The sequence below is a fragment of the Tropicimonas aquimaris genome (assembly GCF_042676185.1).
GTDB lineage: Bacteria > Pseudomonadota > Alphaproteobacteria > Rhodobacterales > Rhodobacteraceae > Tropicimonas > Tropicimonas aquimaris.
Genome location: NZ_JBHTJT010000031.1, coordinates 38,107 through 59,097, shown reverse-complemented (window position 1 = coordinate 59,097; position 20,991 = coordinate 38,107). Strand labels below are relative to the sequence as shown.

The 20,991-nt window shown below is 67.2% G+C and carries 19 protein-coding genes; 11 read left to right on the top strand and 8 right to left on the bottom strand.

The genetic code is table 11. The features are described from left to right. Positions 1-27: 27 nt before the first annotated feature. Entirely contained in the window at positions 28-1,473 is a 1,446-nt protein-coding gene (locus ACFQ2S_RS14930) for an MORN repeat-containing protein (protein ID WP_386075723.1), read from the top strand. A gap of 333 nt (positions 1,474-1,806) precedes the next feature. On the opposite strand, the gene ACFQ2S_RS14925 is transcribed toward ACFQ2S_RS14930, so the two are convergent. Beyond that, the gene (locus tag ACFQ2S_RS14925; RefSeq protein WP_386075627.1) at positions 1,807-2,148 is read right to left on the bottom strand and encodes a hypothetical protein; all 342 of its coding nucleotides are present in this window, start codon (positions 2,146-2,148) and stop codon (positions 1,807-1,809) included. Between the two features lie 675 nt (positions 2,149-2,823). Between ACFQ2S_RS14925 and ACFQ2S_RS14920 the strand changes: the two genes are divergently transcribed. The 9 genes from ACFQ2S_RS14920 (at position 2,824) to ACFQ2S_RS14880 (ending at position 13,247) form a co-directional block, all read left to right on the top strand. Continuing rightward, entirely contained in the window at positions 2,824-4,389 is a 1,566-nt protein-coding gene (locus tag ACFQ2S_RS14920) for a 2-isopropylmalate synthase (RefSeq protein WP_386075626.1), read from the top strand. Positions 4,390-4,735: 346 nt separating this feature from the next. Continuing rightward, positions 4,736-5,638, top strand: a complete 903-nt coding sequence (locus ACFQ2S_RS14915) for a helix-turn-helix domain-containing protein (RefSeq protein WP_386075624.1) — start codon at positions 4,736-4,738, stop codon at positions 5,636-5,638. 194 nt (positions 5,639-5,832) lie between these two features. Next, on the top strand, positions 5,833-6,870 hold the full coding sequence (locus tag ACFQ2S_RS14910) for a rod shape-determining protein (protein ID WP_386075623.1): 1,038 nt from the start codon (positions 5,833-5,835) through the stop codon (positions 6,868-6,870). A 44-nt stretch (positions 6,871-6,914) separates the two neighbouring features. After that, positions 6,915-7,847 carry a rod shape-determining protein MreC gene (gene mreC / locus ACFQ2S_RS14905; RefSeq protein WP_386075622.1) on the top strand — a complete coding sequence of 311 codons (933 nt, stop codon included), beginning with the start codon at positions 6,915-6,917 and terminating at the stop codon, positions 7,845-7,847. Next, positions 7,840-8,379 carry a rod shape-determining protein MreD gene (locus ACFQ2S_RS14900; protein ID WP_386075620.1) on the top strand — a complete coding sequence of 180 codons (540 nt, stop codon included), beginning with the start codon at positions 7,840-7,842 and terminating at the stop codon, positions 8,377-8,379. Before mreC ends, ACFQ2S_RS14900 begins: the two co-directional genes overlap by 8 nt. After that, on the top strand, positions 8,376-10,295 hold the full coding sequence (mrdA, locus tag ACFQ2S_RS14895) for a penicillin-binding protein 2 (RefSeq protein ID WP_386075619.1): 1,920 nt from the start codon (positions 8,376-8,378) through the stop codon (positions 10,293-10,295). The genes ACFQ2S_RS14900 and mrdA overlap by 4 nt, the downstream gene beginning before the upstream one ends. Beyond that, entirely contained in the window at positions 10,292-11,440 is a 1,149-nt protein-coding gene (rodA, locus tag ACFQ2S_RS14890; RefSeq protein WP_386075617.1) for a rod shape-determining protein RodA, read from the top strand. The genes mrdA and rodA overlap by 4 nt, the downstream gene beginning before the upstream one ends. Then, a complete protein-coding gene (locus ACFQ2S_RS14885; RefSeq protein WP_386075616.1) occupies positions 11,437-12,372 on the top strand; it encodes a 2-hydroxyacid dehydrogenase in 936 nt (311 codons plus the stop codon). Before rodA ends, ACFQ2S_RS14885 begins: the two co-directional genes overlap by 4 nt. A gap of 65 nt (positions 12,373-12,437) precedes the next feature. Beyond that, positions 12,438-13,247, top strand: coding sequence for an alpha/beta hydrolase (locus ACFQ2S_RS14880; protein ID WP_386075614.1), 810 nt, complete (start codon positions 12,438-12,440; stop codon positions 13,245-13,247). Positions 13,248-13,356: 109 nt separating this feature from the next. Here the strand turns inward: ACFQ2S_RS14880 and ACFQ2S_RS14875 are convergent, their stop codons facing one another. Genes ACFQ2S_RS14875 through ACFQ2S_RS14865 form a run of 3 tightly spaced genes read right to left on the bottom strand, consistent with a single transcriptional unit; the run spans position 13,357 to position 15,743 of the window. Beyond that, positions 13,357-13,926 (bottom strand): hypothetical protein, encoded by a 570-nt coding sequence (locus tag ACFQ2S_RS14875; protein WP_386075612.1) that lies wholly within the window; start codon positions 13,924-13,926, stop codon positions 13,357-13,359. Between the two features lie 57 nt (positions 13,927-13,983). Beyond that, positions 13,984-14,985 (bottom strand): P1 family peptidase, encoded by a 1,002-nt coding sequence (locus tag ACFQ2S_RS14870; RefSeq protein WP_386075610.1) that lies wholly within the window; start codon positions 14,983-14,985, stop codon positions 13,984-13,986. 17 nt (positions 14,986-15,002) lie between these two features. Next, on the bottom strand, positions 15,003-15,743 hold the full coding sequence (locus tag ACFQ2S_RS14865) for a glucose 1-dehydrogenase (protein ID WP_386075609.1): 741 nt from the start codon (positions 15,741-15,743) through the stop codon (positions 15,003-15,005). A gap of 45 nt (positions 15,744-15,788) precedes the next feature. On the opposite strand from ACFQ2S_RS14865, the gene ACFQ2S_RS14860 reads away from it, so the two are divergent. After that, the gene (locus ACFQ2S_RS14860; RefSeq protein ID WP_386075608.1) at positions 15,789-16,775 is read left to right on the top strand and encodes an aldo/keto reductase; all 987 of its coding nucleotides are present in this window, start codon (positions 15,789-15,791) and stop codon (positions 16,773-16,775) included. Between the two features lie 9 nt (positions 16,776-16,784). On the opposite strand, the gene ACFQ2S_RS14855 is transcribed toward ACFQ2S_RS14860, so the two are convergent. The 4 genes from ACFQ2S_RS14855 to ACFQ2S_RS14840 form a co-directional block, all read right to left on the bottom strand. Then, complete coding sequence (locus ACFQ2S_RS14855; protein WP_386075607.1) at positions 16,785-18,239, bottom strand: aldehyde dehydrogenase family protein; 1,455 nt, start codon at positions 18,237-18,239, stop codon at positions 16,785-16,787. A 73-nt stretch (positions 18,240-18,312) separates the two neighbouring features. Next, positions 18,313-19,026, bottom strand: coding sequence for an alpha/beta fold hydrolase (locus ACFQ2S_RS14850; RefSeq protein ID WP_386075605.1), 714 nt, complete (start codon positions 19,024-19,026; stop codon positions 18,313-18,315). Positions 19,027-19,157: 131 nt separating this feature from the next. Beyond that, positions 19,158-20,135 (bottom strand): alpha/beta hydrolase, encoded by a 978-nt coding sequence (locus tag ACFQ2S_RS14845; protein ID WP_386075603.1) that lies wholly within the window; start codon positions 20,133-20,135, stop codon positions 19,158-19,160. Then, positions 20,132-20,896, bottom strand: a complete 765-nt coding sequence (locus ACFQ2S_RS14840) for an alpha/beta fold hydrolase (RefSeq protein WP_386075602.1) — start codon at positions 20,894-20,896, stop codon at positions 20,132-20,134. The genes ACFQ2S_RS14845 and ACFQ2S_RS14840 overlap by 4 nt, the downstream gene beginning before the upstream one ends. Between the last annotated feature and the right edge of the window lie 95 nt (positions 20,897-20,991).

Below are 20,991 nucleotides of genomic sequence, written 5' to 3'. Positions count from 1 at the left end.
GTGAAAACCGCATTTCTGACAGCACAGATGGCCATTTTTCTGGCCTCGGCCTGGCCGGCGACGGCGCAGTCCACGGATGTGCAGACCAAGCAATACGACAACGGCGGCGTCTACGAGGGCACGTTCAAGGACGGGCTCCAGCACGGCACCGGCACCTACCGGTTGCCGAACGGCTACGAATACACCGGCGACTGGGTCGAGGGCGAGATCCTGGGCCAGGGCATCGCCCGCTTCCCCGACGGCTCCGTCTATGAAGGGCAGTTCGCCAAGGGCAAGCCGCACGGCATCGGCAAGATCACCTTTGCCGATGGCGGCACATACGAGGGCGAGTGGGTCGAAAACGAGATGACCGGCAAGGGCGTCGCCAACTACGCGAATGGCGTGCGCTACGAGGGTGACTTCGTGAACGCCCTGCACGACGGCGTCGGCACTATGACAGCACCTACCGGCTATCGCTACGAGGGCGAATGGGTGGCCGGCGTCAAGGAGGGCAAGGGCACGATCACCTACCCCAACGGCGCCGTCTACGAAGGAAATCTTAGCCGCGGTCTGCGGTCCGGGCAGGGCAAGCTCACCATGCCCGACGGGCTGGAATACGAGGGCGCCTGGAAGGACGGACAGATCAACGGCCTCGGCCGGCTCAAGCAATCCAACGGCGACATCTATGAAGGGCTTCTCGCGAACGGCCAGCGCGAGGGCCGCGGCAAGGTCACCTATGCCAATGGCGATGTATACGAGGGCGACTTCCAGGCCGATCGCCGCCACGGCCAGGGCACCTTCACCGGGACCGACGGGTATGTCTATACCGGCGCGTGGATCGAAGGCCGCATCGAGGGCGTGGGCAAGGTCGTCTATCCCGATGGCTCGGTCTACGAGGGCGCGTTCAAGGACGACCAGCCGCACGGCAAGGGCAAGATCACCTATCCCGACGGCAACACCTACGAGGGCGACTGGGTCGACAGCGTCATCGAGGGCACCGGCATCGCCCGCTATGCCGATGGCCAGGTCTACGAGGGCGAGTTCAAGGACGCGCGCTACCACGGCAAGGGCGTAATGACCTACCCTGACGGCTACCGCTACGAGGGAGACTGGGTCGACGGCACCCGGCATGGCAAGGGCAAGGCCACCTACACCGACGGCAGCATCTATGAAGGCGACTTCAAGGACGGCCAGCGGACCGGACAGGGCACGCTCGTTGCGCCGAGCGGCTTCACCTATACCGGCGAATGGGTCGACGGCGAGATGCAGGGCAAGGGGATCGCCACCTACCTGAACGGCGATGTCTACGAGGGCAACTTCTCGGCCGGCATGCCCCAAGGCGAAGGCCGGATGCACTACGCCTCGGGCGAGGTGCGCGCCGGAGAATGGAACGAAGGCGACCTGATCCGCCCCGACGCCAATGTCACGCCCCCCGCCGAAACCGAAGCCACCGGCGAGACGGCGGAGCCCGAAGCGGCAGAGGCCAGCCAGTAACGCAACGCGGCAGCGCGCAAGCGCTGCCTCTGCGGTCGACGCGCAGACAGGTCGTGGCTCGGGGGCCCTGCCCGCAAGCGCAGACTCAGAACGACCGCCCGGACGCAGGATCATCGGCGCCTCCGCGCAGCAATGCCCAGGACTGCACCGATTGGCAAATCCCCGGCCGCTCCGCTTGCGCAGCGGGTCATGACCCGACTGGCGCACCGCTTCGACGCAATCCCCGGCGCCCGCCACAGACACTCCCATGCCACGACCGCGGCTCCGGATCCTGCTGCCCGACGTCAGCATCACCCGACCGTTCCTGCCAAGCCGGGAAGCTAGGGGCGCGCGTCACTTCATCGTGTAGACGACCGCCTGTTCGCTGCTGATCAATGTCACGTTTTGTCCGTCGACCGCCACCGTCCGGCATGCATCGCCGGCGTGCACTGCGGGTTCGCTGATCGATCGGCACCACTGACCGTTGCGGATGTCCCATATGCCAACGACGGCTTCCTTGGCGATCGTCCCACTCAGACGTCCGTCTGAGCCGAGCACATAGACAGTCCTGCCTTTCGGGGAAGTCAACGTCTTGCCACTCAGAATGTCCTGCAATCCTTCGGCCTGAGAGATACCCGCGCCTGCCGTCAAGCCAATCCCGACAAGGACGCCGAAAATACAGGAAAACCTGCGCATGGAAGCACTCCTCAAAATCTTGAATTTATTTGAAAGTTCCAGAGATTGTCCGATTCTCCGGCGAAAGGAGAATACCACATCCCGGCGGATTCGATTTGATGTATTTTCGGAATCGAATGGCGGATGCCGGGGACGCGCCTCCGACCTCGGGGCCCTCCGATACCGGCCCGGACTCCGCGGATGAATGATCCGGCTGTCAGATGTGGCACGTCATGCGGCGCCATGATCCGGCGCGATACGTCCCGACTTGCCGCGACCGAGCCGCGTGCCGACAGCCCGAAACGGTCATTTTCGGCGACGAAACGACCGGAAGCGAGGTCGCGGGCCGCCCGGCGCGGCGCAGCGGCGGCTTACTCGTCCAAAATGGCTTGAAATGACCGGACTTTCGGGCGTTTTCCAGACCGTACCGGTGGAATTGACCGAAACCCGCGCATCGGCCCCCCCCCGGATCGCCGAGGTGCGCAGATTCGCTCTTTCAATCCGTGCCGGCCTCGGTATTCTGCCCGCATGATGACGAACCGGCATATCCTTTCCGCGCCCGCCTCCGCGCGGGCGCTGCCCCTTGCCGGCCTCCTCCTTCTCCTTAGCCGCCTCTGAGCGTGCCGTCCGGCGCGTCCGCTCAGAGGGCTATGCGCAGCGCGCCAAAGGATTGAAGGACACCAAGGAACCAGACCAATGACCGATACCCAGAACCGCGTGTTGATCTTCGACACGACCCTGCGCGACGGCGAGCAGAGCCCCGGCGCCACGATGACCCACGACGAGAAGCTGGAGATCGCCCAGATGCTCGACGAGATGGGCGTCGACATCATCGAGGCCGGCTTTCCGATCGCCTCGGAAGGCGATTTCGAAGCCGTGCGCGACATCGCCGAAGTGACGAAGAACGCCGTGATCTGCGGCCTGGCGCGCGCCAATTTCAAGGACATCGACCGCTGCTGGGAGGCCGTGCGCCATTCCGAGCGGCCGCGCATCCACACGTTCATCGGCACGTCGGAGCTGCACCGCGCGATTCCGAACCTGACGATGGACGAGATGGCCGACCGGATCCACGAGACGGTCACCCACGCCCGCAACCTCTGCGACAACGTCCAGTGGTCGCCGATGGACGCCACCCGGACCGAGCACGACTACCTGTGCCGCGTCGTCGAGATCGCCATCAAGGCCGGCGCCACCACGATCAACATTCCCGACACCGTGGGCTACACCGCCCCGCGCGAAAGCGCGGACCTGATCCGGATGCTGTTGGAGCGGGTCCCCGGCGCCGACGAGATCGTCTTTGCCACGCATTGCCACAACGACCTCGGCATGGCGACGGCCAACGCGCTGGCCGCCGTCGAGGCCGGGGCGCGGCAGATCGAATGCACGATCAACGGGCTGGGCGAGCGTGCCGGCAACACGGCGCTGGAGGAGGTCGTGATGGCGCTCAAGGTGCGCCATGACATCATGCCCTACACCACTGGCATCGACACCCGGAAGATCATGAACATCTCCCGCCGGGTGGCCGACGTGTCGGGCTTCCAGGTGCAGTTCAACAAGGCCGTGGTGGGCAAGAACGCCTTCGCGCACGAGAGCGGCATCCACCAGGACGGGATGCTGAAAAACCCACAGAACTTCGAGATCATGCGTCCCGAGGACGTGGGCCTCTCCGCCACCAACCTGGTGATGGGCAAGCATTCCGGCCGCGCAGCGCTGCGCGCCAAGCTGCGGGATCTGGGCTACGACCTGGGCGACAACCAGCTCAAGGACGTCTTCGTGCGGTTCAAGGAACTGGCCGACCGCAAGAAGGAGGTCTACGACGACGACCTGATCGCGCTGATGCGCGATGCCGGTTCGGAGGTCGACGACACGCTGAAGGTGAAGTTCCTGCGCGTGATCTGCGGCACCCAGGCGCCGCAATCGGCGGACCTCGTGATGACCGTCGACGGCGTGGACCACATGGTCTCCGCCAGCGGCGACGGCCCGGTCGACGCCACCTTCAACGCGGTGAAGCTGATCTTCCCCCACAACGCGCATCTGAAACTCTACCAGGTCCACGCGGTCACGCGCGGCACGGATGCGCAGGCCACGGTCACCGTGCGCCTGGAGGAGGACGGCCGGATCGTCACCGGTCAATCGGCCGATACCGACACCGTCGTGGCCTCCGCCAAGGCCTATGTCTCGGCGCTCAACCGGCTGATCGTGCGCCGCGCCAAGACGGGAACCGACCAGAAGGAAATCTCCTACCGTGACGCGGTGAGCTGACGGCCTACCGATCCGGGTGAAACCTGCGGCGCAAGGCGGACCATCCCGCCTTGCGCCGCGTGCGTTTCGGTCGCGGCTCGTCCGCTGTTTCCGGCACACCGAGGTGTTTGGGCGGCTCGATCCCGGGCTGCGGGATCAGAAAGTCGAAGGGGTTGGCAAACGGGCAGATCCTGCGGGTCATTGGCGTTCCTTTCCTCTATTGGCCGATGCTGCTCCGAAGCCCCGCGCCGTCCCACCGACGTGACCCGCGCCCCCGGACGGACACGTACGTCATCCGTAACTGTCTTGGTATCCGCGGCCGGATAGAGGACAATTCCGGCATCACACCGGATCGGAGGACTTTGCGGTGACCGACCGATATTCCCTTTTTGCGCGCAGGCTGCGCGAGTTTAGGGTGTCCGGCGGCGTTCATGGACGGATGACACAGGAGCAACTCGCCGATCTGATCGGTGTCAGCGTCGATGCCATCGGGAAGTACGAGCGGTCGCTGTCGTTCATCCGGGGCGATCTGGAACACCGGCTGATCGAAGTGCTCGGGTGGAGCGCCGCGGAGGTGACGGAGTGCCGGCTGGATTGGGACGCGTTTCACCTTCACACCCGAAAAAGCCGCTATCGCCAGCTCGACGATGCTATGCTCGACGAGGTCTTTGACGGCGACATGACCCGGGTCTCTCATGCCATCCACCGCCTTTTCGCGCAGGTGATCCCGGACATCTCCGACGACTTCGGGCCCGAGGCAGACCGCTGGGATCCGATCATCACCCGCTTCCGCCATCACGGATGCTGTGTCTACGACGGCACGGAACTGGTCGGGCATTGGGGTTTGCAGTTCCTGAACCAGGAGGACACCGACCGTTTCTACGCGCGGCGCCTGCTCGAATCCGATCTGGATGCGGATCGCCTGCGACGGCCGATCATGCCTGGGCTCTACTTCGGCTATTGTCCGGTCGTGGCGATCCTGCCCGGCCACGAGGCGATTGCACCGATGATGCTGTCCTCGTTCCTGCGGTTTCTCGAGGAGCTGGCCGAGCGCGAAGTGTTCGTCTCTGCCATCGGCGCGATTACGGTCTCTGCGGAAGGCGAGCAGTTCTGCGGCGATCTCGGAATGGACCACCTCGGAGGGCATCGGCTCCAGCCGGGCTTCGGTGTCTGGGCGTTGCCCGGCGCATCCGTGCCCGCGTCGCTGATCGGCCGGCGCAGCCCCGGATTGGGCGCAAGGTATCGCGCCGCCTTTGGGCGGCCGGGTTGACGCTGCTTCGACGCTCGCCGTCATGTTCTCCCAACTCGAGCCTCGCAAGAAGCCCGGGCCGGCGAACGAACGCCGATGGCATTCTCATTCGCCCTTTCGTATGGTGGCACGGACGCCTATAAGGCATCCGTCCCGCGGCGAGGGGAGTCGCAGGGGCTCTTAGGTTAACGAACATAACAAGAGCAGGACAGGACATGGCGCTGTTTGGTGGGTTGTTTTCTTCCGACATGGCAATCGACCTCGGGACGGCCAACACGCTGGTCTATGTCAAGGGCAAGGGTATCGTGCTGAACGAGCCGTCGGTCGTTGCCTATCACACCAAGAACGGCCGCAAGGAAGTTCTCGCCGTCGGGGAGGATGCCAAGATGATGCTGGGGCGGACGCCCGGCTCAATCGAGGCGATCCGGCCGATGCGGGAAGGCGTGATTGCGGATTTCGACACCGCGGAGGAAATGATCAAGCATTTCATCCGCAAGGTGCACAAGCGCACGACCTTCACCAAACCCAAGATCATCGTCTGCGTGCCGCACGGCGCCACCCCTGTCGAAAAGCGGGCGATCCGGCAGTCGGTCCTGTCCGCGGGCGCCCGCCGCGCCGGACTGATCGCGGAGCCGATCGCGGCCGCCATAGGCGCCGGCATGCCCATCACCGACCCGACGGGTTCGATGGTCGTCGACATCGGCGGCGGCACCACCGAGGTGGCCGTGCTGTCGCTGGGTGACATCGTCTACGCCCGTTCGGTGCGGATTGGAGGCGACCGGATGGACGACGCAATCGTCTCCTACCTGCGCCGCCAGCAGAACATCCTCGTGGGCGATTCGACCGCCGAACGGATCAAGACCTCTATCGGCACCGCCCGCATGCCCGACGACGGGCGCGGCGCCTCGATGCAGATCCGGGGCCGCGACCTGCTAAACGGCGTGCCGAAAGAGACCGAAATCAATCAGGCCCAGGTGGCCGAGGCCCTTTCGGAGCCGGTTCAGGCGATCTGCGAGGCGGTGATGACCGCGCTCGAAGCCACCCCCCCGGACCTCGCCGCCGACATCGTCGATCGCGGCGTGATGCTCACCGGCGGCGGCGCGCTGCTGGGCGAGCTGGACCTGGCCCTGCGCGAGCAGACCGGCCTCGCGATCTCCGTCGCCGACGAATCCCTGAATTGCGTGGCCCTCGGCACGGGCAAGGCGCTGGAGTATGAAAAACAGCTCCGGCATGCGATAGATTACGAAAGCTGACCCCCGCGACCGGCAGGCGCCTGGTCGGCAGAACGTGAGGCCGCGTGGCACGCAACCGTAACGGATCAGACGTGGACTATGTCCGCCCCGTAAGGCGTATCGTCGTCATCGGGCTCATCGCGATTTGCCTCGGCATCTTCCTGCTCTGGCGGATCGACAGCCCGCGCGTCGAACGTTTCCGCGCCAACCTGATCGATCGGGTCGTTCCCAGCTTCGAATGGGCCTCGGTTCCGATGGCGCGTTTCGCCGGGATGATCGAGGATTTCCAGTCCTATCAGCGGATCTACCAGCAGAACCAGGACCTGCGCCGCGAACTCCAGCAGATGAAGGCCTGGAAGGAGGCCGCGGTGCAGCTCGAGCAGCAGAACGCCAAGCTGCTCGCCCTCAACAACGTGCGTCTAGACCCCAAGCTCACCTCGGTCTCGGGCCTCGTGATCGCCGATTCCGGCTCTCCCTTCCGCCAGTCGGTGCTGCTCAACGTGGGCGCCCGTGACGGCGTCCGCGACGGCTGGGCGACGATGGACGGGCTCGGGCTGGTCGGGCGCATCTCCGGCGTCGGAAACACCACCAGCCGGGTGATCCTGCTCACCGACGCGGCGAGCCGCCTGCCCGTCACCATCCAGCCCTCAGGCCAGCGCGCGATCCTGGCTGGCGACAACACCGCCGCACCGACGCTCGATTTTCTCGAAGACCTCGACGCCATCGAACCCGGCGACCGGGTGGTGAGTTCCGGCGATGGCGGGGTCTTTCCTTCCGGGCTTCTGGTCGGCCAACTCGCCCTTGGTCCGGACGGTCGATACCGGGTGTGGCTTGCCGCCGATTACCAGCAGCTCGAATTCCTGCGTGTCCTGCGCAGCCACAACGGCGAGGTCATCACCGACGCCTCCGGGCTGATCGTGCCGCCGCAACCGGACCCGGAAGCCGAGGCCACCGAGGCGCCGGCAGAAGGTGAAACGCAGGCGGGCGCCGATGGTTGATCCGATCACCACACGCACCTGGGGCTACCGCCTGCTTTACACGGCCGTAATTCTCGTCATCGCCTTCATCCAGTTGCTGCCCATCGGGATCGCCGCGAGCAATCTTCCGGGGCCGGACCTGGCGCTTGCGGTGACATTTGCGTGGGTATTGCGTCGCCCCTCCTATGTGCCGGTGCTGCTTGTCGCCGCGCTCTTCATGTTCCTCGACCTATTGCTGCAGCAGCCACCCGGCCTCGGAACGGCGCTTGCGGTGCTCGGGACCGAAGTTCTGCGCTCCCGAAAGGGCGTCTCGCGCGACCTGCCCTTCCCTGTGGAATGGGTGTTCGTGACCGGCGTCATGGTCGCGCTGGTCGGGCTCAACCAGATCGTGCTGACGGTCGCGATGACCGACCGGCCACCGCTGGGCCTCGCCCTTCTGCGCGCATTGTTTACCGCGGGGGTCTATCCCTTTGTGGTCGCCTTGTCGCATTATGGGTTCAGGGTCTCCGCAGCGGACCCGAACGAAGCCGACGCATTGGGGAGCCGCCTGTGAGACGTCCGCCAAAGGATACCGAGGAAAGTGCCCGCCGTATCACCCGCCGCGGGCTGGTGCTTGGCGGCTCGATGCTGGGCTTCATGGGCGTGCTGGGCACACGGATGCGCTACATGCAGATCGATCAGGCCGAGCAGTTCCGCCTGCTGGCAGAGGAAAACCGGATCAACATCCGCCTGATCCCGCCCGCGCGCGGCCTGATCTTCGACCGCACCGGCGTGCCGATCGCCGAGAACACCCAGAACTACCGGATCGTCATCGTCCGCGAGGATGCAGGCGATCTCGACGAGACCTTCGCCAAGCTGCGCGAGTTGGTGCCGCTCACCGATGACGACGTGGAACGCGCGATGCGCGAGATCCGCCGCCGCAGCCCTTTCGTGCCTGTCACCATTGCCGACCAGCTGGCGTGGGAGGACGTGGCCGAGGTGGCAGTCAACGCCCCTGCCCTGCCGGGCGTCACGCCCGAGGTCGGCCTCACCCGACATTACCCGCTGGAAGAGGATTTCGCCCATGTCGTGGGCTATGTCGGACCGGTTTCCGACTACGACCTCTCCAAGCTGGAGGATCCGGACCCGCTGCTCCAGATCCCGAAGTTCCAGATCGGCAAGGTCGGGCTGGAGGCCCGGCAGGAAGACCTGCTGCGCGGCTCCGCCGGCACCAAGCGGATCGAGGTCAACGCCGGCGGCCGGGTGATGCGCGAGCTTTCCCGGCAGGAAGGGAAGAAGGGCGCCGACCTGCAACTGACGGTCGATCACGGCCTGCAGAACTTCATCAACGCACGGTTGGTGGGGGAAAGCGCCGCCGCCGTCGTGATGGATGTGCGCAGCGGCGACGTCCTGGCCATTGCCTCGGCGCCGAGCTTCGACCCCAACCTCTTTGTCCGCGGCATTTCGGTCAAGGATTACAAGGCGCTCACCGAGAACGATCACCGCCCGCTCGCCAACAAGTCGGTTCAGGGCACCTACCCGCCCGGCTCGACCTTCAAGATGGTCACTGCGCTTGCGGCGCACGAGGCGGGCGTGGTGACGGCCGGGGAGACGATCTACTGCCCGGGCTACAAGCAGCTCGGCACACGCCGGTTTCATTGCTGGAAGCGGGGCGGCCACGGCTATGTCGACCTCCACGACAGCCTGATGCGCTCCTGCGATGTCTATTATTATGAGCTGGCCGAACGCGTGGGCATCGACAGGATCTCCGAGATGGCGACGCGGCTCGGCATCGGCGTGCGTCACGATCTTCCGATGTCCGCCGTCGCCGAGGGGCTGGCGCCGACGAAGGCCTGGAAACAGGGCAACCGGCAGGAAAGCTGGATGGTCGGCGACAGCCTGAACGCCTCCATCGGCCAGGGCTTCGTGCTCGCCTCGCCGCTGCAGCTCTGCGTGATGACGGCCCGGATCGCCACCGGCGAGGCCATCCGGCCGCGCCTGGTCAAGTCGATCGACACCGAGGAGCAGCCCATTCTGTCCGACGGACCGCTCGGGCTCAGCCCAACGACCCTGTCGCAGGTGCGCAAGGCGATGTTCTCGGTCTCCAACTCCCGCCAGGGCACGGCCTACCGTTCGCGCCTGCTCCCCGAGGACATGAAGCTTGCCGGCAAGACCGGTACCAGCCAGGTGCGCTCGGTGGTCGTCGACAACAAGAACGTGCCCTGGGAGCAGCGCGACCACGCGCTCTTCGTCTGCTTCGCGCCCTACGACAACCCGCGGATCGCGGTCTCGGTCGTGGTGGAGCACGGCGGCGGCGGCTCCACGGCGGCAGCACCCGTGGCGCGGGACATCGTCGCCCGCGCGCTGTGGGGCGACCTGCCGCCGCTCGATGTCTTCCCATCCGGCGAACGCGACGGCATCGCCGAGATCTGGGATTCGATGCCCTTGCGCCGCAAGGACGGCAAGACCGGCCGGAGCGACCGCGCATGAGTTACCTGGAGTATCGCGTCCAGACCGTGCCGACCGGTCTGCGCAAGATCCTCTATCTGAACTGGGGCCTGATCCTGCTGCTGACGGCGGTCGCGGCGGTGGGCTTCCTGATGCTCTATTCGGTGGCCGGCGGGTCGTTGCAGCCCTGGGCCGAGCCGCAGATGAAGCGTTTCGCCGTCGGCATGGTGGCGATGTTCCTGATCGCCATGGTGCCGATCTACATCTGGCGTAACATCGCGGCGGTCGCCTATGGAATCTCGGTGCTGCTGCTTGTCGCGGTGGAACTGTTCGGCACCACGGGCATGGGGGCGCAACGCTGGATCGACATTGGCTTCATGCGCCTGCAGCCGTCGGAACTGACCAAGATCACCCTGGTGATGTTTCTCGCCGCCTATTACGACTGGCTCGACATCCGCAAGGTGAGCCGGATCTTCTGGGTGATCCTGCCCGTATTCATCATCCTGCTGCCGACTTTCCTCGTGCTGAAACAACCAGACCTCGGGACCGCGATCCTGCTGGTCGCAGGCGGCGGGATCATCATGTTCGCGGCGGGCGTCCACTGGGCCTATTTCGCGGTCGTCGGCGCCGCCGGGGTCGGGCTGGTCACGGCGGTGCTGAAATCCCGCGGCACATCCTGGCAATTGATCAAGGACTACCAGTTCCGCCGCATCGACACCTTCCTCGATCCCGATTCCGACCCGTTGGGGGCGGGTTATCACATCACGCAGTCAAAGATCGCGCTCGGCTCCGGCGGCATCACCGGGCGCGGCTTCATGCAAGGCACGCAGTCGCGGCTGAACTTCCTGCCCGAGAAGCACACCGACTTCATCTTCACCACGCTGGCCGAGGAGTTCGGGCTGATCGGCGCGGCCTCGCTGCTGACGCTCTACGCGCTGATCATCGTCTTCTGCCTCGCATCCGCCTTCACCAACAAGGATCGGTTCGCCTCGCTCCTGACGATCGGGATCGCCGCCACCTTCTTCCTGTTCTTCTCCGTGAACATGTCCATGGTAATGGGGCTGGCGCCCGTGGTCGGTGTGCCGCTGCCGCTGGTCAGCTACGGCGGCTCGGCCATGCTGGTGCTGCTCGCCGCCTTCGGGCTGGTGCAATCGGCGCATGTCCACCGACCGCGAGACCGCTCATGAGCCCCCGCATCCTGTTCTCCGCCTCCGAGGCCAAGTGGCACGAGTACGAAGGCCATTTGCGGCACAACCTCGCCGCCGCCGGGATCACCGCGGAGCTTTCGCCTGACCTCGGGCCGCCGGAGGAGGTGGACTACGTTGTCTACGCCCCGGACTCCGATGTGCAGGATTTCACCCCCTTCACCCGCCTGAAGGCGGTGCTGAGCCTCTGGGCGGGGGTCGAGGACGTGGTGGGCAATACGACGCTTCGCGTGCCGCTCACACGGATGGTCGACAGCGGGCTGACCGAGGGGATGGTGGAATATGTCGCCGGGCACGTGCTGCGGCATCACCTGAACATTGACCATGCGCTGGCCCACCAGTCCGGTGACTGGGTGCGCCACGTGCCGCCGCTGGCGCGGCATCGCCATGTGACCGTGCTGGGGCTCGGGGTGCTCGGCGCAGCCTGCGCGCAGGCCCTGGCCGAGCTCGGCTTCGTCGTCGCCGGCTGGAGCCGGACCCCGCGCGACGTCGAGGGTGTGACCTGCCTGTCGGGGCCGGAGGGGTTGGAGCAGGCGCTGGCGCGGGCCGAGATCCTCGTTCTGCTCCTGCCGCTGACACCGGGCACCGACAGCCTGCTGAACGCCGCCCATCTCGACCAGTTGCCGTCGGGCGCGGTCGTCATCAACCCCGGCCGCGGGCCGCTGATCGACGACGAGGCGCTGCTTGCGGCGCTCGATCGCGGAGACCTGGGCCACGCCACGCTCGACGTGTTCCGCACCGAACCGCTGCCGCCCGAGCATCCGTTCTGGGCCCATCCGAAGGTAACCGTGACGCCGCATATCGCCTCCGAGACACGCGCCGAGACGGCGAGCGAGGTGATCGTGGAGAATATCCGGCGATGCGAGGCCAGGCTGCCGCTGCTGCACCTCGTGGACCGCGACCTCGGGTACTGACGTCTGGCGCAGCGGGACCCGCGGCATTATCTGTCCGATCAAGCGGACACGAGAGGCCCAATCCCATGATCGACCCGACCTCCTACGACAACGCCGATTTCATCCCGGACGGACACAGCTATTTCGATCGCTGGGCGGCCGCGGCGGAAGCGTTCCGGTCGCACCACCCGGCCTCGCTTCAGCGGCTCGACACCCCCTACGGGCCCGGTGAGCGGGAGAAATACGACCTGTTTCTTCCCGACGCAGAGGCGGCGCCCCAGGGGCTGTTCGTCTTCCTTCATGGCGGTTTCTGGCGGATGAGCGGTCGCAAGGACTGGTCCCACCTGGCGCAGGGGTTCCTGGGCAACAACTGGGCCGTGGCGATCCCCTCCTATCCGCTGGCGCCCGAGGTCCATATCGCCGAGATCACCCAGGCGATCGCCCGCGCGCTGCCGGTGATCGCCACCGAACTCCCCGGGCCGGTGCTGGTCGGCGGGCATTCGGCCGGTGGGCACCTCTCGCTGCGCATGGTCTGCCCCGACGTCCACCTGCCGGAAGCACTGCGACGCCGGATCCGCGGCGTGCTGCCGATCTCGCCGCTTGCGGACCTGAACCCGCTGGTCATGCTGCCGATGAACGAGTTCCTGCGGATCGACGCTGCCGAGGCGGAGAGCGAAAGTCCGATCCTTCATCCGGAGCCCGACTGCGGGGTGCAGCTGGAGGTGGGCGGCGCCGAACGGCCGAGCTTTGTCGATCAGGCGATCCGGCTTGCGGATGCCTGGCTTAAGTCCGACCTCACGATCACTCCGGGACGGCATCATTTCGACATTCTCGACCCGCTGGCCGATCCGCAAAGCGACATGGTGCAACGGGCACTTCGGATGGCGCGAGGCTGAGACCGGACCGGGGCATTCCCCTCGGACCTCGACGCTTGCGCGTCTCGGCCCCTTGGGGCCGGGCGCCGCTGGCGCGGCGCGGGGGCTGACCGCCCCCGGGTGGTCCAAGCTAGCTCCCGAACGCCTTGATCCCGGCGAAGTCGATGGTCTCTAGAAGCGGCGTCATGACCTCGACAGGCGCGCCCGAGGCCTGCACCAGGATGCGCTTGTCGATGAGGCCGGTAAGTTCGCCGCCCTGGTCGAGGAAGGCTTCGCCGCCGAGGGCGACCTGGCTACCGCTGGCCAGCGCCCCGAGGTTCCCGAGTAGATCGGCGAAGGCCTCGACCATGGCGTTGTCGGCCATCAGAGTGACGGTGAAGGTATCGCCGCCCCTGGCATAGGAGGCCGCCGCGCCGACGCCGCCACCGAACAGCGACAACGCCGTGCCCATGTCCGTTCGCACCTCGCGGGTCCAGCCGTCGGGCGCCTCGGGGAGAAAGCCGAGGAGACCGGCCGCCTTCATCGTGGCAACCAGTTGCTGGGCGTTGCCCAACTCGTCGATCGTATCCTGGATGTTGCCGGCCTCGTAGGCCGCGCGGGCGGCATCGATCGCGTCGAGCACGTCGTCCGCCCGGGCGGTGACCGGAAGGGAAAGCACCAGTAGCAGGCTGGCAACTGAGAAAAGGAGAGGCTGGCGCACGTTCGAGGCTCCCGGAGACCCGTGTCACCCGGATGCTAGACGAGCGCGACGGCCGCCTCAATCGCTGGCGTGCCGGGCGTCGGGGAATTTCTCGCGCCAGCAGGGCACGGGATCGCCATCCGCCGGTTCGGCGAGCCAGACGCCGCGAGCGATGGCGCGGGCAAGGCAGGTCGCGGCGGCGTGGCCGAGCGCCATCGCGTCGAGCAGCGGGTCCTTTGGCGGCCGCGCGCCGGTGGCCGCGGCAAAGACGAGATCGCCGTCGAGCGGGGTGTGGGAGGGCACGATTGCCCGCGCCATGCCGTCATGGGCGGCGGTGGCCATCCGGGCCGCCTCCGCCTGGGTCAGCTCAGCATCGGTCGCGACGATGGCGATGGTCGTCGCCTGGCCCTTCTTGAGCCCCGGTTCGGCAAGCGGATCGTGGCGACGCACCGGTCCGAGCCCGCCGAATTCCCCGTCGACCTCCCAAGGCCCGGCCCAGAACTCCGGCCCGTCGCCGATCACGTCTCCGAGCGCATTGACCGCGACGAGCGCACCAACCGTCACGCCCGAACTCAGCACCACGGAGGCGGAGCCGAGCCCGCCCTTGAGGCTGCGGGTGGTGGCGCCGGTTCCGGCCCCGGCAGTGCCGAGCGCGAAATTCTCGGCCGCGGCGTCCAGCGCCGCGCGACCGAGGGCTTTGTAGGGGTTCGCGGTCCAGGACTTGTCGCCACCGTTGAGCAGGTCGAACAGGATCGCGCCGGGCACGATGGGCACCCGCTGGTCCCCCACCGCGAAGCCCCGGCCCGCCTCGCGCAGCCCGTCTGCCACCCCCGAGGCCGCGTCGAGCCCGAAGGCCGAGCCGCCGGAGAGCACCAGCGCATCCACCGTCTGCACCAGCTTGTCCGGGGCGAGCAGATCCGTCTCCCGCGTCCCCGGCGCGCCGCCCATGACATGGACGGCCGCGGTGAATGGCGCGTCGCCGAGGAGCACGGAGACGCCGGATTTCAGCGTCGCGTCGCTGGCGTTGCCGACGCGGAGGCCGGGCACGTCGGTGATCAGGTTGCGGGTTCCCGGACGCATCGGCTCTCTCCCCGCGATCAGATGCAGCGCCCGCCGTCGACCTCGAGCACCGTGCCGGTGATCATGCTGGCCTCGTCGGAGCAGAGATAGCAGGCGGCGTTGCCCATGTCCTCGGGCGTGGAAAACCGACCGATCGGGATGGTGGCGAGGAACTTCGCCCGCATCTCGGGCGTGTCCACTCCGAGGAAGGAGGCCAGCAGGGGCGTTTCCCCGGCGACCGGGGCGAGGGCGTTGACCCGGACGCCGAATGGCGCGAGTTCGACCGCCATGGCGCGGGAGGCCGTGATCATCCAGCCCTTGGAGGCATTGTACCAGTTCAGTTTCGGGCGGGGCGAGACGCCCGCGGTGGAGGCGACGTTCAGAATCGCCCCGCGCCCGTTGGCCTTCATATGCGGGACGAGGTGTTTCGCCGTCAGGTAGACCGACTTGGCATTGACCGCGAGCACCCGGTCGAAATCCTCCTCCGAAACGTCTTCCATCAGGGCGGGCATATGGGTGACGCCGGCGTTGTTGACCAGGATGTCGACCGTTCCGAAGGCGGCAAGGGCGGCCGCGGCCATCTCCCTGACGCTCTCGCCGTTCGCGACGTCGGTCCGTTGGGCGGTGCCGCCGATCTCGTCCGCCACCGCACTGGCGCCATCCAGGTTGATGTCGGCCACCATCACCCGGGCCCCTTCGGCCGCGAACTTGCGGGCGATCCCGGCGCCAAAGCCCGAGCCGCCCCCCGTCACGATGGCGGATTTTCCTTCAAGACGCATTGATGCCCTCCCATAATCGGCGTGAACGGATGCAGGAGACACTCCATGACGCTGGACCTCAACCACAATCCGCGCCTCGGCATGGGATGCTGGGCGATTGGCGGCCCGTTCTGGGAGGGAGACACCCCGCTCGGCTGGGGCGAGGTGGACGACGCGGAATCCACCCGCGCGATCCATGCCGCGCTCGATGCCGGTGCGCGCTATTTCGACACCGCCTCGGTCTATGGCGCAGGACATTCGGAAATCGTTCTGGGGCAGGCACTTGCCGGGCGGAAGGACGTGGTGGTCTCGACCAAGATCGGCGTCCTGTTCGACCCGGTCAGCCGCCAGGTCCGGGGTACCGTCGACACGGCGGAGCAGGCCGAGGCGGAGATCGACGGCTGCCTGAAGCGGCTGGGGCGCGATCATGTGGACATGGTGTTCCTGCATCTCAACGAGATGCCGCCCGAGAACGCAGCGCCGATCTTCGCGGCGATGGAAGCCGCGCGACAGGCCGGCAAGATCGGGGCCTTCGGCTGGAGCACGGACTTCCCGGATTCGGTGGCCGCCACGGGTCACCTGCCCGGTTTCACCGCCGTGCAACACACGATGAACCTGTGGTTCCCGGCCAGCAAGGTGCGCGCGCAGATCGCGCGGCACGGGTTGCTATCGGTCAACCGGATGCCGCTCGCCATGGGCGTCTTTTCGGGCAAGTACACCGCCGACAGCCGATTGCAGCCCTCCGACATCCGCACCAACAGCTTCGACTGGATGGAGTATTTTCGGGGCGGACAGGTCGTGCCCGAAGTGCTGGCGATGCTGGAAGCGGTGAGGGAGCTATTGCAGAGCGGCGGGCGCAGCGTGGCGCAGGGCGCGCTCGGCTGGATCTGGGCGACCTCGCCCTACACCTGCCCGATCCCGGGTTTCCGAACGGTCGCCCAGGCAGTGGAGAATGCCGGCGCGCTGGAGAAAGGCCCCCTGCCCGCCGGCGTGATGGAAGAAATCGAGCGGCTGGTGACCCGCCCGCCCGAAGGGGCTGCACGAGCCCGGTGACTTGCTCTCTCAGCCGTGCCGGGTCGCCACCGTCTTGACCTGCGAGAAGGCAAAGAGCGCTTCGAAACCCTTCTCGCGGCCGTGGCCGGACTTGCCGACGCCGCCGAAGGGCAGTTCCACGCCGCCTCCCGCGCCGTAGTTGTTGACGAACACCTGCCCCGCCCGCAGCCGCTTGGCCATGCGCATCTGCCGACCGCCGTTCTCCGTCCAGACCGCGGCGACGAGCCCCAGCCCGGTGCCGTTGGCAATGGCAACCGCCTCCTCCTCGCCATCGAAGGGCAGAAGCACCTGCGCCGGGCCGAAGATCTCTTCCTGGGCGAGCCTGTGATCGGGTGCAGCACCTGACAGCAGGTGCGGCGCGACGTAGTGCCCTCCGGCCGGGGCGTCTGCAATGATGCTGCCCTTTGCCAGGCATTCCAGATCGGCACCGAGCCGGAGGTAGCCCTCCACGATCTCCTTCTGGCGGGCCGAGATCAGCGGGCCGACATCGAGGTCCGCCATCGCGGGCCCGACCCTGAGCGCGGCATAGCGCTCGGCCATCCGGGCCGCGACCTCGTCGAAGAGCGCGCGATCCACCAGGATCCGGGAGGCGGCCGAGCAGGTCTGGCCCGCGTTCTGGATGCCCGCGTTGACGAGGAAGGGCAGCGCCGCATCGAGATCGGCATCGGCAAAGACCACCTGGGGCGACTTGCCGCCGAGTTCGAGCGTCACCGGCACCACGTTGTCGGCCGCGGCCTTCTGCACCAGCTGGCCGACCGGGTAGGAGCCGGTGAAGGAGATGTGGTCGATGCCCGGATGGCCGGACAGCGCCGCGCCGGCTTCCTCTCCCAGCCCCGGCACGACGTTGAGCGCACCGGCGGGCAGACCCGCCTCTTCCACCAGCCGGGCAAAGGCCAGCGCGGTCAGGCAGGCCTCTTCCGCCGGCTTCAGCACGGCCGCATTCCCCATCGCCAGCGCGCCCCCGACGGAGCGGCCGATGATCTGCATCGGGTAGTTCCAGGGCACGATGTGGCCGGTCACCCCGTGCGGCTCGCGCAGGGTGTAGACGGTGTAGCCGTCAAGGTAGGGGATCGTCTGACCCATCACCTTGTCGACGGCACCGCCGTAGAATTCCATGTAGCGGGCGAGCGCTATGGCGTCGTTGCGGGCCTGCGCGAGCGGTTTGCCGACGTCCCTCGCCTCCAGCCGGGCGAGATCCTCGACCCGCTCCAGCACGAGCTGCCCGATCCGGGTCAGCACCCGTCCGCGTTCCAGCGCGGTCGCCCGGCCCCACTCTCCGTCCAGCGCCGCCCGCGCCGCCGCGACGGCCGCGTCGATATCGGACGCGCCGCCACGGGCGATCTCGCCGATCTCGAGGCCGCTCGACGGGTCCTCCACGGGCATCAGGCCCCCGGCCGGCTGTCGCCATGCGCCGCCGATGAATATCTCCCGGCTATCGAACCATCCTGCGGTTGCCTTGGTCATTTGCTCCTCCGTCGATCGCCGCCACTTTGGCACCTCTGGCGCGAGAGACAAGATGTCCGCGACGTCCGTTTCCTCAGCGTAAGACCATCGGCGCAGCGAGCCAGTCCGTGAGGATCTCCGTCGTGACCTCGGGCTGCTCCAGCGTCGGGAAATGCCCCGCGTCCGGGACGATCACCAGCCGGGCCACGGGGATCAGCTCGGCCATGAATTCCTGACGCTTCACCGGGAACAGAGTGTCGTGCTCGCCGCAGATCACCAAAGCCGGCACCTTCGTCGTGCGCATGGTCTTCTGCTGGTCGGGACGGCGCTGCAGGGCGCGGGACTGGGAGATGAACGCCTCCGGTCCGAGGGTGTCGGCCATGTCGAGCACCAGCGACTGCACCTCCATGCGGCCCGGTCCCGGCGCCAGCGCAGAGGGCAGCTTCAGCTCAGTCTTGACCGCCTCGGCCAGCTTGCCTGTCTGGGCCGCGATGATGCGCGGCTCGCGTTCGGCGGCCATCTGGGGCGTTTCCGGCAGCGGGCTGGTGCCGATCAGGCTGATGCGGGTCACCCGTTCCGGGGCGCGGCGCAGGATCTCCATCGCGACCATGCCGCCCATCCCCTGTCCGACCAGCGCGAAGCGGCGCGGCGCGCCATCCATCACCGCCGCCGCGATCGCCCCCATCGAAGAGGCATTGCCCACGGGCGCGATCGTCACCGAGCGCGTGCGCCCGAAACTCATCAGTTGCGGCCAGTAGAGCCGCGCGTCGCACATCATGTCCGGCAGGAACACCAGGGGTTCTTTCATCGCACGCAGATCCTCGGGAACAGTCTTTCAAATGCCGAATCGCACTGCCTCGGCGTCATGCCAAGACGATGGAAGCGGCCCCGGCGGGAACCCGCCGAAGGCGGAGAACCTGCCCGGACAATCGGGGGGGATCACAGGCCGGAAGCCCAATCGGCGATCTGCCCGCTCACGGCGTCGGTCCGTTCCGGGCTCAGGATATCGCCGACGATCACATGGTTGGCGGGGTCGCCCGCACCGTCGGCCTCGATCAGCAGCCGGCTTGCCGGTGCCCCCCAGGCATCATGCGCCACATCGGTCGCCTCGGCCGAAACCACGGTGTCTGCGCGCGAATAGATGAAGAGCGCCGGGACGTCGATGGTCCCGACGTCGATCTTCGCGACGTGGGAGACCAGCGCCGCCAGCGGCACGACCGCGACCGTGGGATAGCTGGAGGTCCAATGCGCCGCATGGGCCGCGTTCACCGGCGAGAAGCTTCGCTCGGCACCGGCGATCAGAGGCGCCCAGTGGCGGGCAAAGGGCAGCGTCAGCAGCCCGGCAGCCGGGTCGGCAATACGGTAGAGCGGCGACACCAGGACGACCCCGGCCATCCGCTCCGACATCGCGGGATCGGCCGCGGCAATGGTGGCAAGCGTGCCGCCGGTCGAGGTGCCGATCACCAGGACGCGCTCACCGATCCGCCGCCCGATGGCCAGCGCCTCCGCCGTGTCCTCGATCCAGTCGCCGGCACCAGGCTCGGCCATCGCAGCACCGTCGCGGCCATGACCCGAGAGCCGGCCGAAATATAGATTGGCGCCAAGGGCCTCCGCCACCGCGTCGGGCACCGGGCGAATTTCTTCGGAGGAGGCCGAGAAGCCGTGCAGGTAGACGACGGAAAGCGGCGTCACCTGCCCCGCTTCGCCCGCCCAGACGATCCGCTTGGCGCTGTCAGGCCGCAGCGCCGGTACTCCGGCCTCGCGCTCGGCAAGCCACGCATCGAGGTCGGCCGGCGCCTCCGGCAATTGCGCCTCGTCGAAGCCGCGCGGCGGCTCCACCCGCTCGCGCGGCCCCCAAAGCAGCAGCCCGCCGACACAGGCGACAAGCACGAGCGAAAGGAGCAGCACCGTCTTCACGCCGCATCTCCGGCCGCGATCACCTCTTCGACCGTGCTGGCGATCAGCGCGAGATCCGAAGGTTCGGAGAAGCGATGGTCCGCCCCCTTCAACAGCGTCAGCCGCATGTCATCGCCCTCGGCATGGTCGAGCAGCCGCAACGCGACGGACATGTCGACATCGAGATCGGCCGTGCCCTGCAGGAAACGCGTCGGGAAGGGCAGCGGAAGCGGCGTACGCAGCACCAGCCGGTCGCGCCCATCCTCGATCATGCGCCGGGTCACGATCAGCGGATCGCCGTAGTCCGATGGCAGCGCCACCTGTCCATCGGTCTCGAGCGCGGCCTTTTGCGCGTCGGTGAAGCCGGCCCAGAAGCCGTCTTCGGTGAAATCTGGCGCGGCAGCGATGGTCACAAGGCCGGCCATCCGCTCGGGCATGGCACGGGCCATCAGCAGCGACAGCCAGCCCCCCATGGACGAGCCCACCAGCACCAGCGGCCCCTCGGTCAGCTCCGCGAGCACCTCGGCGGCATCCTCGGCCCAGTCTCCGATGCAGCCCTCCTCGAAGGTACCGCCGCTGAGACCGTGGCCGGAGCAGTCGAACCGCAGGAAGGCGCGGCCGGTATCGCGGGCCCATTGCTCGAGATGGAGCGCCTTAGTCCCTTCCATGTCGGAGCGCAGGCCGTGCAGGAACACCACCACCGGTCCGGTGCCGGCGATCCGCCGGAAGGCGATCTTGCGGCCCTGGCGGGTGGTCAGGAACTCCGGGTCGCTCGTCGTCATCGTGCCTCTCCTCCGCCGTCGATCTTTGGCGCAAGACTAGCCATGTGCCGCCTCACCGCAAGTCTTGCCGGCGCCGCCCGGTTCCGACTAACTGA

Coding starts and splice junctions, on each gene's coding strand:
- ACFQ2S_RS14885 (WP_386075616.1), top strand. CDS start 11,437: ATGAGCCCCCGCATCCTGTTCTCCGCCTCCGAGGCCAAGTGGCACGAG.
- ACFQ2S_RS14910 (WP_386075623.1), top strand. CDS start 5,833: ATGGCGCTGTTTGGTGGGTTGTTTTCTTCCGACATGGCAATCGACCTC.
- ACFQ2S_RS14930 (WP_386075723.1), top strand. CDS start 28: ATGGCCATTTTTCTGGCCTCGGCCTGGCCGGCGACGGCGCAGTCCACG.
- ACFQ2S_RS14860 (WP_386075608.1), top strand. CDS start 15,789: ATGACGCTGGACCTCAACCACAATCCGCGCCTCGGCATGGGATGCTGG.
- rodA (WP_386075617.1), top strand. CDS start 10,292: ATGAGTTACCTGGAGTATCGCGTCCAGACCGTGCCGACCGGTCTGCGC.
- ACFQ2S_RS14840 (WP_386075602.1), bottom strand. CDS start 20,896: ATGACGACGAGCGACCCGGAGTTCCTGACCACCCGCCAGGGCCGCAAG.
- ACFQ2S_RS14925 (WP_386075627.1), bottom strand. CDS start 2,148: ATGCGCAGGTTTTCCTGTATTTTCGGCGTCCTTGTCGGGATTGGCTTG.
- ACFQ2S_RS14855 (WP_386075607.1), bottom strand. CDS start 18,239: ATGACCAAGGCAACCGCAGGATGGTTCGATAGCCGGGAGATATTCATC.
- ACFQ2S_RS14920 (WP_386075626.1), top strand. CDS start 2,824: ATGACCGATACCCAGAACCGCGTGTTGATCTTCGACACGACCCTGCGC.
- ACFQ2S_RS14900 (WP_386075620.1), top strand. CDS start 7,840: ATGGTTGATCCGATCACCACACGCACCTGGGGCTACCGCCTGCTTTAC.
- ACFQ2S_RS14865 (WP_386075609.1), bottom strand. CDS start 15,743: ATGCGTCTTGAAGGAAAATCCGCCATCGTGACGGGGGGCGGCTCGGGC.
- ACFQ2S_RS14880 (WP_386075614.1), top strand. CDS start 12,438: ATGATCGACCCGACCTCCTACGACAACGCCGATTTCATCCCGGACGGA.
- ACFQ2S_RS14870 (WP_386075610.1), bottom strand. CDS start 14,985: ATGCGTCCGGGAACCCGCAACCTGATCACCGACGTGCCCGGCCTCCGC.
- ACFQ2S_RS14850 (WP_386075605.1), bottom strand. CDS start 19,026: ATGAAAGAACCCCTGGTGTTCCTGCCGGACATGATGTGCGACGCGCGG.